Below are 14,578 nucleotides of genomic sequence, written 5' to 3'. Positions count from 1 at the left end.
CTATCCTGATACCTATTTGTCGATGATTGCCTTGCGGGCGCTGATCGTGCGGCCCCCGTCAGGCGCGAAGAGATAGAGTTCGGCAGCGTCGAGCTTGAGCGTCACGGGCTGGTCGGCCTTGAATGGAGCGACGTAGCTGAGCTGGACCGTGATGTTTCCGGTTCCGCTCTCCGATGCGACGGTCCTGAGGTCGCCGGCATCAACATAGAGGATCGTTTCACGGCCAAGATGCTCGACCAAGCGGACGATGCCGCGCACTGCGCCATTCTCTGCTCCGTCCGTGAAAACGGAAATGTTCTCCGGCCGCACGCCGAGCGTCAGGCTCGTCCCCTTCTGAAGGGCTGCGGGACTTGAGAGTTCGACCGTTGTAGGTGCCAGTCCTGGGGCGGAAACTCTGATCTGGCGACCCGAAACCTCGTTCACCGTGACGATCAGGAAGTTCATTCTCGGAGCGCCAAGGAAGCCCGCCACGAACAGATTGTCGGGATTGCGATAGAGTTCGAGCGGCGATCCGACCTGTTCGATAACGCCCTGGTTCAAGACGACGATGCGGCTTGCCATGGTCATGGCTTCGACCTGATCGTGGGTCACGTAGACCATGGTCGCACCGAGTTCGGAATGCAGGCTGGATAGTTCGACCCGCATCTGCGTGCGCAATGCCGCATCGAGGTTCGACAGCGGTTCGTCGAACAGAAAGACATCCGGCGAACGCGTGATCGCACGACCGATGGCGACGCGCTGGCGCTGCCCGCCCGACAGTTGCTTCGGCCGCTTCTCGAGCTGATCGGCTATCCGAAGGATTTTGGCCGCGCGCGCAACCGCGGCATCGATCTCCGCCTTCGGCCTTTTCGCCATGCGAAGGCCGAAGCCCATGTTCTCGGCGACCGTCATGTGCGGATAGAGGGCATAGGACTGAAATACCATCGCGATACCACGGTCGCCCGGCTCCTCACGGCTGACATCACGTCCATTGATGAGGATCTCACCCGAGGTAATAGCTTCGAGGCCCGCAATCGTCTTGAGCAGGGTCGACTTGCCGCAGCCGGACGGCCCCACCATGACGATGAACTCACCCTCCTCCACTGAAAGATCGATCCCTCTGAGGGCATGGTAGGCGCCATAGTTCTTGTTTATCTGTCGCAGTTCGAGGCTGGTCATGTTTCCTGGCTCTCTGCTTTTGAAGATCTGGTTTCCGAATTCCTGAGGGCGCTCATCCTTTGACCGCTCCCATCGTCAGGCCGGCGATGAAGTGTCGCTGCATCAGAAAGAACATCACCACGGGAGGAACGGCGACGACGATCGTCCCGGCCGAGATGAGGTTCCAGGCCGAGACCCATTCGCCGCGCAGGTTGGCAAGGCCGGCGGTCACCGGTTTGACGGAATCGCTCACTGTCAGGACGACCGCCCAGAAGTAGTCGTTCCAGATGAAGGTGAAGAGGAGGATGGCAAGTGCCGCCAATGCCGGCCGGACAAGGGGAACCGCAACATGAATGAGTGTCTGGAAAGGCGAGGCTCCCTCCGCCCTTGCTGCCTGGAACAGTTCGTCGGGCAGAGCCGCGATGAAGTTGCGCATGAAGAGCGTCGCAAAGCCGGTCTGGAACGCGACATGGAAGATGATCAGCGCCGTCGTCGTATCAATCAGGTCGAGCCGCACCATCAGGTCGCGCACCGGGATCATCATGATCTGGTGAGGAAGGAAGTTGCCGCCGACGAAGAGCGCGAAGATCAGCATGTTTCCCGGAAACCGGTATCGCGACAGGACGAAACCGGAGAGCGTGCTCAGAACCAGGACACCGATCACCGAGGGAATCGTGATCGTCAAACTGTTGATGAAATACTGCGCCATCGGCGTCTGGGTGAAGACCGCGGTGTAGTTGTCGATGAGCCCGAACTCGGTCGGCCATCCCCAGAGGTTGCCGCCCATCACGTCCGCGGTCGATCGAAACGAGGTCAGGATGATGGCGAAGAGCGGGCAGAGCCATAGGAGAAGTACTGCCAATACGGCCAGGAAATAGAAGCGGCGATGCCAGACGGCCGTCTCGGGAATCGGACGAGGATACATCAGCCGCCCCTTTCTTCGGTGCGGATGATCCGCGACAGGTACCAGACGATGAAGATTGCCATGATCACGAACAGGACCGATGCGATCGCCGCGCCGTATCCGAAGCGGTAGGAGAAGATGGATTGCTCGAACATCTGGTAGGCGAGCACCGACGAGGAGCCGAACGGCCCGCCGCGCGTCATCACGGATACCATGTCGAAGGATCGAAGCGCGCCGACGACGGTCACGGCGATCGCAATGAACGTGACCTGCGTCAGTTGCGGGAGAACGATGTGCCAGAGCATGTTCCATCCCTTCGCGCCATCGACGCGCCCGGCGCCGATAAGCTCCTCGCTCAAATTGTTGAGACCGGCGAGATAGAGCACCATGCAGAAGGTGATCTGCGGCCAGAGGGCTGCGATGACGATCGCGACAGTGACGAAATGTTCGTCCGACAGCACGGCAGGTGCCGTGGCGCCAAACGCCTTGAAGACGAGCGCAAGAAGTCCGAACTCCGGTGTATAGACCCAGGTGAAGACCACGCCGACAGTGACGGAGGCGAGCACGAGCGGAATGAAGAACAGCGACTTCAGGAAGCGCATGCCGCCGATCTTCTGATTGACGAGCAGGGCGATCGCCAGCCCGAGCGGCGGCGCGGCCATGAACATCACCAGCCAGATCAGATTGTTCTTCAGCGACGTATAGAACTGCGGATCGTTGTAGAGCTCGGCATAATTTCCAAATCCTACCCACGTCATCGGGCCCATCCCGTCCCAGTCGTGGAGACTGATCCATAGGCTTCGCGCTGCCGACAGTAGGATGACTGTGAAGAAGAGGATGATGGCCGGAGCGATAAGCAAAGTCGGGGTGAGCCACCAACGCTGGCGGCGCCATAACATCAACATTGTCCAGAACCTCATGGAAGATGGAAGGAGCGGAACCACGGTTCCGCTCCCCGGTCGCCGGGAGGAGAACTAGATCTTGTAGATACGCTTGCGGGTGCCTTCGAGGCGCTGCAGGATCGCCTGGCGACGGTCGGGCTTGGCCATGAACTCCTGAAAGCCCACCAGACCCGCCTGCGCCATGTCCGGGTCGCTGTCGCGATCGTAATATTGCGAGGTTCCCTTGACCTGTTTCAAGGACTCGACCGCGGCATTGACCAGCGGATCCTTGCTTGGCGGCAGGTCGCTGCGTGGCGGCACATTGCCGCCCGGCTCCAGATAGGCGGCAAGATTTTCCGGCTTGTAGAAGTAGGCGAGGAATTCACGCGCACCCTGCTTGTTCTTGCCGTTCGTCGGAATATGGACCGAGTTCAGCGAAAACTCCTCGAACCGGGCAATGTTGGCATCAAGGGTCGGGAACGGTGCGAACGTCAGTTGCGGCAGGTCTTCTTCCGTGAATGCGGAGCGCAGGAAGGCGCCGAGGTTCATCATTCCGGCCTTCTTCTGGGCGATCAGCGCTGCCGCCTCCTGCCAGCCGAACGACGTGTGGTTCTGCGTGAAGACCTCCTTCTTGATCATGGCTTCCCACTGATCGAAGACCGGTGTCAGGGCAGGGTCGAGATAGCTCATCTGCCCGTCCATCAACGCCATATGCCTGTCGAGACCATTGATGCGAAGGTTCATCTGGTCGAACCAGCCGGCGGCCGGCCAGAGCTCCTTCGTGCCCATGGCGACCGGTGTCAGTCCCGCCGCCTTGGCCTTGTCGCAATAGGCCGAAAACTTCTCTGCCGTCGTCGGCACGGTCAGTCCGTTGTGATCAAAGACATCCTTCCGGTAGAACATGCCCCAGAGCGTACCGCCGGTGGGCAGACCGTACTGCTTGTTGTCGACCGTGACCGCTCCGGTGCTGGCGCCTAGAACGTCCTTGTATTTTTCCTTTTCGAACAGATCCGAGATGTCGTCGAACAGGCCTCGCTTGACGAAGGCGCGCATGCGGTTGCCCGAAAACCAGAAGCAGACGTCCGGCGCGCCTGCCGTCAGATAGTTGCGGATCGCCGTCTTGTGGGCCTCGTGGTCCATATTATTGATGACGACCTTTGTACCGGCCTGCTCGCCGAAATCCTCGGCGATCTTCTTCAGCGCGTCGAGCGCTTTGCCATTATTCTCTGAGGAAATCACATTGACTTCCTGAGCCTGGGCGATTGCCGGGATCGGGAAGCCGCCTGCGACCGCGGCCGCAGATGCCATGCCTGCGCCCTTTAGAAATGTGCGGCGCGTGGTCGGCAAAAAATGCTTGGAAAATACCATTGAATTCCTCCCAGTTGAGCAGATCAACACGTCCCGGCGGCCGTCCTCCAAAACGGGGACGCCGGGCATCCAACGTGCCGATCTCCACATTCCGAGTTGATCGACGAGGCAAACTTATGCATAGATCAGAAAGCACCGCAATAGTTTATTTACAAAATAAAGGAACTCGGCCGTGAAGCTCAAGGGTGACCAGACGACTGCCAGGGCCATGAACCGCCGTCTGATCTTGAACCTGCTAAGGCAGGAAGGGCCGAAGAGTCGCGCAGAATTGGCAACGATCACACAGCTCAGTCCGGCCGCCGTCACCTTCGTCGTCGGCGACCTCGTGGAGGAAGGCATCGTCACCGAGGGAGAGGCGGTTTCAAGCTTCACCGGTCGCCGGCCAATCCCTGTCCAAATCAACTATGGGCACGGGCTGGCAATCGGCTTCAAGCTTATGGCCGATACGGTAGAATGCGTCGCGACTGACCTGGCGACGAGCCCCCTCGCCGCCATCAGGATTCCGATGCCAAGCCGGGCGCCGAACGATGTCGCGGATCTCCTGGCGGCAACAGTGCCGAGGCTCGTCGGACTTGCGGGCCGCACGCATGCCAAGCTTACAGGCATCGGCATATCGATGCCGGGTGTCATCAATCACGAGCAAACGATCTGCATCAGGAGCCACCGCTTCAATTGGGACAACGTTCCGCTAGCATCACTTCTCGCCAATCGCGCCAATGTTCCCGTTTGGCTCGAGGACGATACCAACGCCTACGCCATTGCACAGCAGTTGTTCGGTCTCGGCCGCCAACATCGCAACATGGCGGTGCTGGCGGTCGGCGTCGGCATAAGCTGTGCCCTCGTCATCGAAGGCAAGCTCTATCGCGGCGCCAACGGCGCAGCCGGCAAATTCGGGCATACGCTCTACGAGGAGAATGGCCGCCTCTGCGAATGCGGCAAGCGCGGCTGCCTGATGGCCTACCATTCCGAGGTATCGATGTTGCGGCGCTGGCGCGAGGCGACAGGCGGGGGTGAGGATCTGGGAGCGCCCGAGCTGCGCCAGGCGCTTGCTGCAGAGGACCCGACGGCTGTTCGGATCGTCGAAGATGCGGGCCGCGGCATCGGAACGGCTCTCGCCAATCTCGTCAATGTGACGGATCCGGAGGTTATTGTCGCGGGCGGAGAAGCTGTTTCACTCGGCGCACACTTCCTGACGCCTCTGCAGGAGGCATTGGCGCGCCGAACCTTCAGGATGCCGCCGCCCATTCTTCCTGATTGGGAGGACAATTCTTGGGCGCGCGGCGCCGCAGCGCTGGTAACGCAGAAGATGTTCGATTTTGAATCGGTTGGAGGCGTTGCGAAACCCTTCCACTCATTCGGATAGAGGGCAGTGACGACCCGGCACGTGAACGAATGAGTTCGCCCACAGTGCCGATCAATAGGACCATCGATGCGAACTATTCTCACGCCGCGTCATGCTGCAAAGCTGCCGACCCCGAAAGATCGAATTGCAGTTCGGCAAGCTTGCAATATGCACCGCCTTTGCGGATCAGCGCGGCATGCGTTCCCTCCTCGATCACCCGGCCGCCATCGATCACCAGAATTCGGTCCGCCTTGAGCACCGTGGCAAGACGATGCGCAATCACGATCGTCGTGCGATTCCGCATCAACTCGTCGAGCCCCTTTTGCACGAGCATTTCGTTTTCTGCATCGAGAGATGCCGTGGCCTCATCCAGCAGAAGGATCGGCGCGTTCTTCAGGATCGCACGGGCGATCGCTAGTCTTTGCCGCTGTCCGCCGGACAACGTCAGGCCACGCTCGCCGACCACGGTGCGATAGCCGTCCGGCAGCTCGGAAATGAACCCATGAGCCCTCGCCGTCGTGGCCGCAGCCACGATCTCGTCCTGCGATGCATCGGGTCGTCCGAGACTGATATTGTCGGCAATCGTCGTTGCGAAGATGGTCACGTCCTGGGGCACGATGGCGATTTCCCCACGCACCGCGGCGCTGGCGGTCGAGCGCACATCACAGCCATCCAGCGAAATGTCGCCGGCATAATTGTTGTAGAAACCGAGCAGGAGCGAAAAGATCGAGCTCTTGCCCGAGCCGGAAGCACCCACAAGCGCTACTGTCTCACCGGGCCGGACGCTCATCGACAGGCCTGTGAGAACTTGCCTGTCCGGAGCGCCCGGATAGGCGAAATGCAAGTCTCGGATTTCGACCGCGCCTTTCGCAGGTTGGCTGAGCGCAGCACGGGGGACCTGTTCACCCTCGCCGGCATCTTCATCGAGCAATTCGAAAAGACGTTCGGCAGAACCGGCAGCCTGCGCCAGTTCGCCCCAAATCTCCGAGAGTGAACCGAGCGATCCTGCGGCAATGACGGAATAGAGCAGGAACTGGCTCAGGCTTCCGGCCGACAACGTTCCGGAAAGCAGATTATGGGCGCCGATCCAGAGAACTCCGACGACGCTTCCGAAAATCAAGGCGATGGCGACAGCGGTCAGGAGCGCGCGAGAGCGGGCGGCGAAAACGGCGCTGCGATAGGACATTTCGACGTCATCAGCATATCTCTTGGCGGCAGCCGCCTCTCCGTTGAAGGCCTGCACCGTTCGGCTTCCGGCAATCATTTCGCTGGCGAAGGCGGATGCTGTTGCAAGGGCGTCCTGCGCCGCACGCGATTTTCTGCGAACCGAGCGGCCGAAAAGGACGAGCGGTGCGACCACGAGCGGAATGGCACCCAATGTGATGGCGGAAAGGCCGGGGCTGGTGACGAACATCATCACCAGAGCGCCCAAGCATAGCAGCGAATTACGCAACGCTACCGATGCTGCAAGGTTGAGTGCGGACTTGATTTGCGCGGCATCCGCCGTCAGCCGCGATGCGATGTCGCCGGATTTGTTAGCGTCGAAAAAGCTGGCGGGCAGCCGCGTCACATTCCGGAAGGTCTTCACACGTAGATCGCTGACGATGCGCTCACCAAGTGTCGTGACGAAGTAATAGCGGCAGGCGCTTGCTATAGCGAGCGCGATAGCAAGCACAAGAAGCATCAGAAAGTAGCTATTGATGAAGCCATCGTCGGATTGTCCGAAACCATTGTCGATCATGCGGCGGACAGCCATCGGCAATGCAAGCGAGATGAGCGCCGCGGCCGAAAGTGAGATCACCGCCAATAGTACCATGCCGCGGTGAGGCCGCAGCAAAGGCAGCAACCGGACGAGGCCGGAGACGGCAGGCTTCTTTTCCCCAAGCTGCGGCCTGGAGCCTGCAGTCACGTCAGCGGGAGGAGTAGCGGATCGGTCGTGCGCGGCAATCATCAAGGCGGCGGTCTCCTGAACTGGAATGCCTCCTTTTTGGCACTTGTGCGATGATCGTCTTTGACCGCGATCAATTATCGGCGAGTTCCGCAGGAGCGTTGCCGCGGCAGAAGGCCCGGCAAAACGTCGCGACAAGCCTGCCGCACCGGCAGCCCGGGCTCGCACCGTCAGTAGTAGAAGAGTGAATGAGGCGACACCCCCACCAATGGTCTCAGTTTGATCCGGGTCAATTAACCTGTCGGGGCGGGAGGCTAAAGAGGGTCATGGCCTACGTCAGACGCATCAAAGACAACATCACCAGGCTTGCACAGCCCGCCAGATTCCTGGAACTGGCAGATCGGGCCTTGCCCGGACTTTCGATAGTCACTGCCCTCATTTTCGCTGCCGGACTGTATCTTAGTTTCGTTTCCGATGGCGATTACCAGCAGGGTGAAACCGTCAGGATCATGTATGTCCATGTTCCGGCGGCATGGATGGGAATGTTCTGCTATACGGTGATGACCGCAAACGCCATCGGCTCCCTGGTATGGCGCCATCCGCTTGCCGATGTCGCCGCGCGCGCTGCTGTGCCGATCGGCGCCGCCTTTACCTTCGTTTCGCTCGTCACCGGCGCCATCTGGGGCAAGCCGATGTGGGGAACCTGGTGGGTATGGGACGCGCGCCTGACCTCGATGTTCGTGCTTTTCCTGATGTATCTTGGCCTATTGGCGCTCAATCGCGCGATCGACGAGCCGACGCGCGCCGCGCGTATCACGGCGGTCCTCATTCTGGTGGGCTTCGTCAACATTCCGATCATCAAGTTCTCGGTCGACTGGTGGAACACTCTGCATCAGCCGGCAAGCGTGCTCAGGCTGAATGGCCCCGCTCTGGACATTGAATTCCTTCGCCCCCTCCTAACCATGGGACTAGCCTTCACAGCACTGTTTTTGACCCTCCACCTGGCTTCGATCAGGAACGAAATCTGGCGGCGCAAACTCATGTCGCATCATCGCTTGGCCGCACGGGCCGCAGCACAAAGGGAGAATTGAAATGACACATCAGGACTATGTGCTGACGGCCTATGCCGTCGCATTCTCCGTCGCAATCGTCATCAGCGTGACGACCTGGGTTCGCGGCCGCACCTATCGGCGCCAGGTCGAGGTGTTGGCGAAGACCAGGCATCGCGCTCGTCACGAGGCGCGCTAGGTGCGCCGTTATCTCGTGGCAGCCGTGCCACTGCTCGTCTTTGCTACGATCGCCGGAGCCGCCGGCAGCATGCTTTATCGGGAGGCGATGGAAGGATATTCGCCCTCCACCCTCCCCTCCGTACTGATTGGTCAGACACATCCTGCAATCGATCTGCCGCCGCTCGCCGGTCTGCAGTCTCCCGGACTTGAGGACAGCGGGCTCTCCGGCAAGGTCGCAATCGTCAACGTGTTCGCGTCCTGGTGCATCCCTTGCCGGCAGGAGCATGCTGCGCTCATGCGTCTGTCGAAGGACCCGCGTATCAAGCTGATAGGCATCAATTACAAGGACAACAGCAGTAACGCCCTGACCTTCTTGCGCGACAATGGAAACCCCTATGCTGCCGTCGGCGTCGATCAGACCGGAAGGGAGGCTATCGATTGGGGTGTCTGTGGCGTGCCGGAGACTTTCGTGATCGGCCGCGACGGCCGCATCCTCTTCAAGCAGATCGGTCCCCTTGACGAAAAGGTCCTGTCGGCCGGCCTCGGTCCCGCGATCGACGCGGCGTTGGCTGCAGGCAGCTGACCGGAAACCTACCGTACGCACTGGCACAGGGAGCTTCGCAGGCTGTTCAAAGCGGCCCTGGCGCATAGGCCCTGGTCATGGCTCGCTGGCCTTACTGCGCATTCGCAACCGTATCGAGGAGACGTTCGGCTGGAAGGGACTTCGCCAACAGCCGTTAGATCACCTGCGACCCAAACTCTGCCGGATGGATAGAGGGTTCGGCCTCAAGCCGGTTGCGACCGTTTTTCCGGATCTGAATCGGCGAGAAGCTGCAACCGATCAAGGCAACCTCCCGCGCCGAGATTTTCAACGAGCGCCAGGACGGCTCGGCGCTGCAAATCGGTTTCCACATTCCCTTCGAGCTTGATCTGCCCGTTGCGTACAGAAACGCGGATCTTCTGCGGCGTCAGGCCGAGATCGAATTTGAGACGTGTGCGAACAGCGAGCAGGATCGCATCATCCTCGCGCGGCAGCCGGAGCGTCGGCGCGTCTGTTATCAACGCCAGAATATCGCGCCGGCTGACAACACCTACGAGCCGTCCGGCATCGACGATCGGAATGCGCTTGATGCGATGAATTTCAAGGCTCTCGGCAATATCGGAGACCTCACTGTCTGGACTGGCGACGATAACGTCGCGTGACATGATATCTCTGACGGACCAGCCGTTGCCGCGGATGTACCGGTCCAGATCGACATCGGAGGTGACTTCCGCAGTGCGCGCAATACGCGGCGCAAGCCGAATCTCCCGGCGCAGCAACAGATCGCCTTCGGTCAGAATTCCGCAGACCCGCCCCTCGTCATCAACCACCGGGAGCCCGCTGATGTTGTTTTGCATCATCACCGCGGCGGCGTGACGAATCCCTGCCTCCGGGCTGATCGAAACGACGTTGCTCGTCATAATGTCCTTGGCTTGCATGAGCCACCTTCCCTTCCGGAAACATCTGATGCCGTGAGAGTAGGACGGATCGGACGGATTGACCTTGACCTCCATCAAAGTCGCTGTGTCGGATCCAGCAACTCCTCGAGCCTTGCCTGTTCTTCGGCGGTCAGCTTGCTGCCGGTGGGTTTGCCGGCTCGCCTGCGGGCAAAGACGATGAGCGAGGCTCCACCGGCGAGGATCAGCAGCACGGGCGCGCCCCAGAGCAAGAGTGTCCGCAGGCTGAAGCGCGGCTTCAGCAGCACGAATTCCCCGTAGCGCGAGACGATATAGTTCAGCACCTCGTCGTCGCTGTCGCCATCGGTTATGCGCTCGCGCACCAGCAGACGCAGATCCCTGGCGAGATCGGCATTGGAATCGTCGATCGACTGGTTCTGGCAGACCATGCAGCGCAGTTCCGCCGACAGTGTCCGCGCCCGGGCTTCAAGGGCGGGATCGGCCAGCATCTCGTCCGGGTTGACCGCAAAGGCTGGTGCGGCCGCCAGGATCAGGGTCAGGACGAGGAGGAAACGCTTGATCATTCCGCCGGCTCCATCGCAGGTGCTGCGGCATTAGTCTTTGCCTTCGCCTTCCTGCTCGGCGCTCCGACCCGCAGGCGCCGGTCGGTGAGCGACACGAAGCCGCCTGCCGCCATGACGAGCGCCCCGCCCCAGATGCAGAGAATGAACGGCTTCCACCAGATGCGCACGACGATGCCGCCATCCTTCGTCGCGTCGCCGAGCGACACATAGAGCTGGCTGAGCCCGAAGGTCAGGATGCCGGCTTCCGTCGTCGGCATCTGCCTTGCGGTATAGAGCCGCTTGGCCGACCAGACATCGGCAATCTCTGCGCCGCCGCGGCGGATCGAGAAATGGCCGCGGTCCTCGCTATAGTTCGGGCCGGTCGCCGGCTCAATGCCGTCGAAGAGAATGCTGTAGCCGCCGGCCTCCGTCGCCTGGCCCTGCTTCATCTCGACCACGTGCTCGCTCTGGAAGGTGGTCACCGCGACGATGCCGAGCACGGTGACGCCAAGGCCTGCATGGGCGAGTGCCGTACCGAAGGCCGAGCGCGGCAGGCCGGAAAGCCTTCGCCAGGCGATACCGGCCTTCACCTTGCCGATGCCGGCGCGATACCAGAGATCGGCGCCAGCGCCCAGGATCAGGAACAGGCCGGCAGCAAGCCCGAGCACGGCCATGACCGGGCCGCCATGCTGGAGATAGAAGAAGACGAGCGCTGCGGCGAAGGCGAGACCGGCCACGACATAGAGCCGCTGCAGCGCGCCGAGCAGATCGCCGCGCTTCCAGGCAAGCAGCGGCCCGAAGGGCACGATGATGAGAAGCGGCGCCATCAACAGGCCGAAGGTCAGGTTGAAGAAGGGAGGGCCGACGGAGATCTTGTCACCGGTCAGCGTCTCCAGGAGCAGCGGGTAGAGCGTGCCGGTCAGCACCGTGCCGCAGGCAACCGTCAGGATCAGGTTGTTGACGACGAGCGCACCCTCGCGCGAGATCGGCGCAAACAGACCGCCGGCCGACAGAAGCGGCGCGCGCAAGGCAAACAGCGCCAGCGCCCCGCCGATGAAGATCAGGAGGATGCAGAGGATGAAGACGCCGCGGCTCGGGTCGCTGGCGAAAGCATGCACCGAGGTCAGGACACCGGAGCGCACCAGGAAGGTGCCCATCAGCGACAGCGAGAAGGTGAGGATCGCCAGCAGCACCGTCCAGATCTTCAAGGCCTCGCGCTTTTCCATGACGAGGGCGGAATGTAAGAGTGCCGTGCCGGCCAGCCAGGGCATGAAGGAGGCGTTCTCCACCGGATCCCAGAACCACCAGCCGCCCCAGCCGAGCTCGTAATAGGCCCAGTAGGAGCCCATGGCGATGCCAAGCGTCAGACAAGTCCAGGCAGCGAGCGTCCAGGGCCGCACCCACCGCGCCCAGGCCGCATCGATACGGCCGTCGAGAAGGGCGGCGACGGCAAAGGAGAAGCAGACCGAGAAGCCGACATAGCCGAGGTAGAGCAGCGGCGGATGGATGGCCAGCCCGACATCCTGCAGCACCGGGTTGAGGTCGCGGCCTTCGGCAGGGGCCGGATCGAGGCGGGCGAAGGGATTCGAGGTCAACAGGATGAAGAGGATGAAGGCGACCGAGATCCAGGCCTGGACCGAGAGAACATTGGCCCTCAGCGTCTCCGGCAGATTGCGGCCGAAGGTCGCGACCAAGGCGCTGAACAGGGCCAGGATCAAGAGCCAGAGCATCATCGAGCCCTCGTGATTGCCCCAGACGCCGGAATATTTGTAGATCAGCGGCACCAGCGAATGCGAGTTCTCCCAGACGTTCTCGACCGAGAAGTCGGAGACGACATGGGCATAGGTGAGCACGCCGAAGGAGAAGGCGACGAGGCCAAAGAGCAGGATGGAGCCCAAGGGCGCGACATCCATCATCGCCTGATCGCCGCGCCTGGCACCGATCACGGGCACGAGCGACAGGACGATCGCGGTTGCGAGCGCCAGTACCAGCGCATAATGGCCGATCTCGATGATCATGGTGCCGCCTTCGTTTCCTGGGCCTTCGTTTCCTCGGCCTTTGTCTCTTGGGCCTTTGTCTCTTGCGCGCGGGCTTCCTGGCTCTTTGCTTCCTGAGCCTTGGCTTCCGCAGCTTGCGGCGGCTGACCCTGCGGTGAACCTCCCTTGCCCTCTTCCCACAGGCCCTGCGCCTTCAGCCTGTCGGCGACGTCCTTGGGCATATAGGTCTCGTCATGCTTGGCCAGCACGGTATCGGCGGTAAAGACATTGCTGCCGGTCTCGAACGTGCCTTCGGTGACCACCCCCTGCCCTTCGCGGAACAGGTCCGGCAGGATGCCCTGGTATCGGACAGTGACGATCTCTCCGCTCGGGTCGGTCACCGCAAAGCGCACCACCGAACCCTCGCCGCGCAGGACGCTGCCCGCGCCGACAAGGCCGCCGAGGCGGATGCGGGTGCCGGGCGCCACCGGCGTCTTGGCGAGATCGCCGGGCATATAGAAATAAGCGACCGACTGGCTGAAGGCGAACATCACGAGCAGCACCGCGACAAGGATGAAGCTCATGCCGCCGGCAATCACCGCCAGGCGTTTCTGCTTGCGCGTCATTTGCTCAATCCTTCTGTGGCACTCTTTCCTTCCGGGGCCACCGATCCTTCCGGGGCCACCGATCTTTCCGGGGCGATGCCGAGTTCTTTTGCCAGCGCCAGCAACTGCCTGCCCTGATCGCCCGATGCCGGGAAGGCGGCAAGCCCGCGCTTAAGCGCATCCGCGGCATGCTCCTTGTCGGCTAAAACGGCGTAGGAGCGGATAAGACGCATCCAGCCCTCGAAATTGTCAGGATCGGCAGACAGTTTGGCATCCAGGCTCTCCACCATGCCACGGATCATCTGCTGACGGTCGCCGCTCCTCATCGTCTCAGCCGCCGCCACATCCTCGGCCGACGGCCCGCCCGGAACCGAAGGTGGGGTGGCAGGCGGCACTTGCGCTGCAACCGTGCCGCCGTTCTTGGCGATATGCTCGTTGACCAGCGGCAGCCAGGGGGCATCGGCAGGTGAAACCTTCGCCAGTGCCTCGAAAGCGTCGCGCGCCTCTTCCGGCCGGCCCGCCTGCTCCATGCTCAGGGCAACGTAAAAACGAGCACGCGGGTTGTTCGGCTCGAGCGTGAGGATCTGCTTGAGTTCATCTAACACCTCTGCCGTAACCATGCCGTTTGAGGTGGCCATGAGCGTTTCCGATAGTCCTTCCAGGCGGGAAACATTGATTCCGCCGAGGCGAAGTGCGGTTCGATAGGCTTTTGCCGCGTCATCGACCCTGCCCATCTTGAGATAAACCGGAGCGATGACGTCCCATCCCCGCCCGTCCTCAGGCCTACCGGTCAGGTGATCCTCCATCTTCTTCACGAGAATTGAGAGATCCTCGCCCGGCTCGGCAAGCCTCACGGCCAGCGGACGGGAGGGCAGATCGGGAGAGCCGAGCGAGAGGTAAAGAGCGATGCTCAGCAACGGCAAGAACGCGGCGATAGCATGTTTCAGCCATCTGCCAGAGCGTTGCGCGCTCCGCCTTGGCGGGTGGTCGTCCGCTGCCCTGAACAGGCGTCGCGCCGTTTCCGCTCTGGCCAGTTCGTATTCGTCGGACGAAATGCGTCCCGAGACGATATCGTCGTCGAGTTCACAGAGCTGGTCGCGATAGATCTTGCGGGCAGACGCGTCGCTGCTCGCTGCCTTCCGACCTGCCGTCGAAAGCGGATGAAGCAGGATGGCAGTCGCTGCGGTCGTCATCACCGCGAAAAGAATCCAGATCGTCATTGTTGCAGCCATAATGGCTCAACTCATA

The 14,578-nt window shown here is 61.4% G+C and carries 14 protein-coding genes; 4 read left to right on the top strand and 10 right to left on the bottom strand.

From position 1 onward, the window contains the following. Positions 1 to 12: 12 nt before the first annotated feature. From JNB85_RS09050 to JNB85_RS09035, 4 genes are all read right to left on the bottom strand, one after another. Complete coding sequence (locus JNB85_RS09050; protein WP_220333992.1) at positions 13 to 1,158, bottom strand: ABC transporter ATP-binding protein; 1,146 nt, start codon at positions 1,156 to 1,158, stop codon at positions 13 to 15. A gap of 52 nt (positions 1,159 to 1,210) precedes the next feature. After that, the gene (locus JNB85_RS09045) at positions 1,211 to 2,062 is read right to left on the bottom strand and encodes a carbohydrate ABC transporter permease (RefSeq protein ID WP_220333991.1); all 852 of its coding nucleotides are present in this window, start codon (positions 2,060 to 2,062) and stop codon (positions 1,211 to 1,213) included. Then, positions 2,062 to 2,946: a carbohydrate ABC transporter permease gene (locus JNB85_RS09040; protein WP_220333990.1), complete on the bottom strand. Its 885-nt coding sequence runs from the start codon at positions 2,944 to 2,946 to the stop codon at positions 2,062 to 2,064. The genes JNB85_RS09045 and JNB85_RS09040 overlap by 1 nt, the downstream gene beginning before the upstream one ends. A 69-nt stretch (positions 2,947 to 3,015) precedes the next feature. Beyond that, positions 3,016 to 4,290 (bottom strand): ABC transporter substrate-binding protein, encoded by a 1,275-nt coding sequence (locus JNB85_RS09035; RefSeq protein ID WP_220333989.1) that lies wholly within the window; start codon positions 4,288 to 4,290, stop codon positions 3,016 to 3,018. Positions 4,291 to 4,462: 172 nt separating this feature from the next. On the opposite strand from JNB85_RS09035, the gene JNB85_RS09030 reads away from it, so the two are divergent. Further along, positions 4,463 to 5,653: an ROK family transcriptional regulator gene (locus tag JNB85_RS09030; protein ID WP_220333988.1), complete on the top strand. Its 1,191-nt coding sequence runs from the start codon at positions 4,463 to 4,465 to the stop codon at positions 5,651 to 5,653. A gap of 79 nt (positions 5,654 to 5,732) precedes the next feature. Here JNB85_RS09030 and JNB85_RS09025 read toward each other — a convergent pair whose 3' ends face one another. Next, entirely contained in the window at positions 5,733 to 7,583 is a 1,851-nt protein-coding gene (locus tag JNB85_RS09025) for an ABC transporter transmembrane domain-containing protein (protein ID WP_220334356.1), read from the bottom strand. A gap of 263 nt (positions 7,584 to 7,846) precedes the next feature. Here JNB85_RS09025 and JNB85_RS09020 point away from each other — a divergent pair, with 263 nt between their 5' ends. From JNB85_RS09020 to JNB85_RS09010, 3 genes are read left to right on the top strand one after another with little or no spacing between them, the layout of a single operon-like run. Beyond that, positions 7,847 to 8,611, top strand: a complete 765-nt coding sequence (locus JNB85_RS09020; protein ID WP_220333987.1) for a heme ABC transporter permease — start codon at positions 7,847 to 7,849, stop codon at positions 8,609 to 8,611. Position 8,612: 1 nt separating this feature from the next. Continuing rightward, the gene (locus JNB85_RS09015; protein WP_220333986.1) at positions 8,613 to 8,768 is read left to right on the top strand and encodes a heme exporter protein CcmD; all 156 of its coding nucleotides are present in this window, start codon (positions 8,613 to 8,615) and stop codon (positions 8,766 to 8,768) included. Continuing rightward, positions 8,769 to 9,332, top strand: coding sequence for a DsbE family thiol:disulfide interchange protein (locus JNB85_RS09010; RefSeq protein ID WP_220333985.1), 564 nt, complete (start codon positions 8,769 to 8,771; stop codon positions 9,330 to 9,332). A gap of 203 nt (positions 9,333 to 9,535) precedes the next feature. Here JNB85_RS09010 and JNB85_RS09005 read toward each other — a convergent pair whose 3' ends face one another. From JNB85_RS09005 to ccmI, 5 genes are all read right to left on the bottom strand, one after another. Next, positions 9,536 to 10,228 (bottom strand): CBS domain-containing protein, encoded by a 693-nt coding sequence (locus tag JNB85_RS09005; RefSeq protein WP_220333984.1) that lies wholly within the window; start codon positions 10,226 to 10,228, stop codon positions 9,536 to 9,538. Positions 10,229 to 10,302: 74 nt separating this feature from the next. Continuing rightward, positions 10,303 to 10,770, bottom strand: a complete 468-nt coding sequence (locus JNB85_RS09000; RefSeq protein WP_220333983.1) for a cytochrome c-type biogenesis protein — start codon at positions 10,768 to 10,770, stop codon at positions 10,303 to 10,305. Beyond that, entirely contained in the window at positions 10,767 to 12,767 is a 2,001-nt protein-coding gene (locus tag JNB85_RS08995) for a heme lyase CcmF/NrfE family subunit (RefSeq protein ID WP_220333982.1), read from the bottom strand. The genes JNB85_RS09000 and JNB85_RS08995 overlap by 4 nt, the downstream gene beginning before the upstream one ends. Next, positions 12,764 to 13,351: a cytochrome c maturation protein CcmE gene (gene ccmE / locus JNB85_RS08990; protein ID WP_220333981.1), complete on the bottom strand. Its 588-nt coding sequence runs from the start codon at positions 13,349 to 13,351 to the stop codon at positions 12,764 to 12,766. Before ccmE ends, JNB85_RS08995 begins: the two co-directional genes overlap by 4 nt. Then, the gene (gene ccmI / locus JNB85_RS08985) at positions 13,348 to 14,550 is read right to left on the bottom strand and encodes a c-type cytochrome biogenesis protein CcmI (protein WP_220333980.1); all 1,203 of its coding nucleotides are present in this window, start codon (positions 14,548 to 14,550) and stop codon (positions 13,348 to 13,350) included. Before ccmI ends, ccmE begins: the two co-directional genes overlap by 4 nt. Positions 14,551 to 14,578: the final 28 nt, after the last annotated feature.

Origin of the sequence: Rhizobium mesosinicum, from assembly GCF_019511345.1 — a bacterium.
In the GTDB taxonomy this organism is placed as follows: domain Bacteria; phylum Pseudomonadota; class Alphaproteobacteria; order Rhizobiales; family Rhizobiaceae; genus Rhizobium; species Rhizobium mesosinicum.
This window is presented reverse-complemented; position numbering and strand designations above follow the sequence as displayed.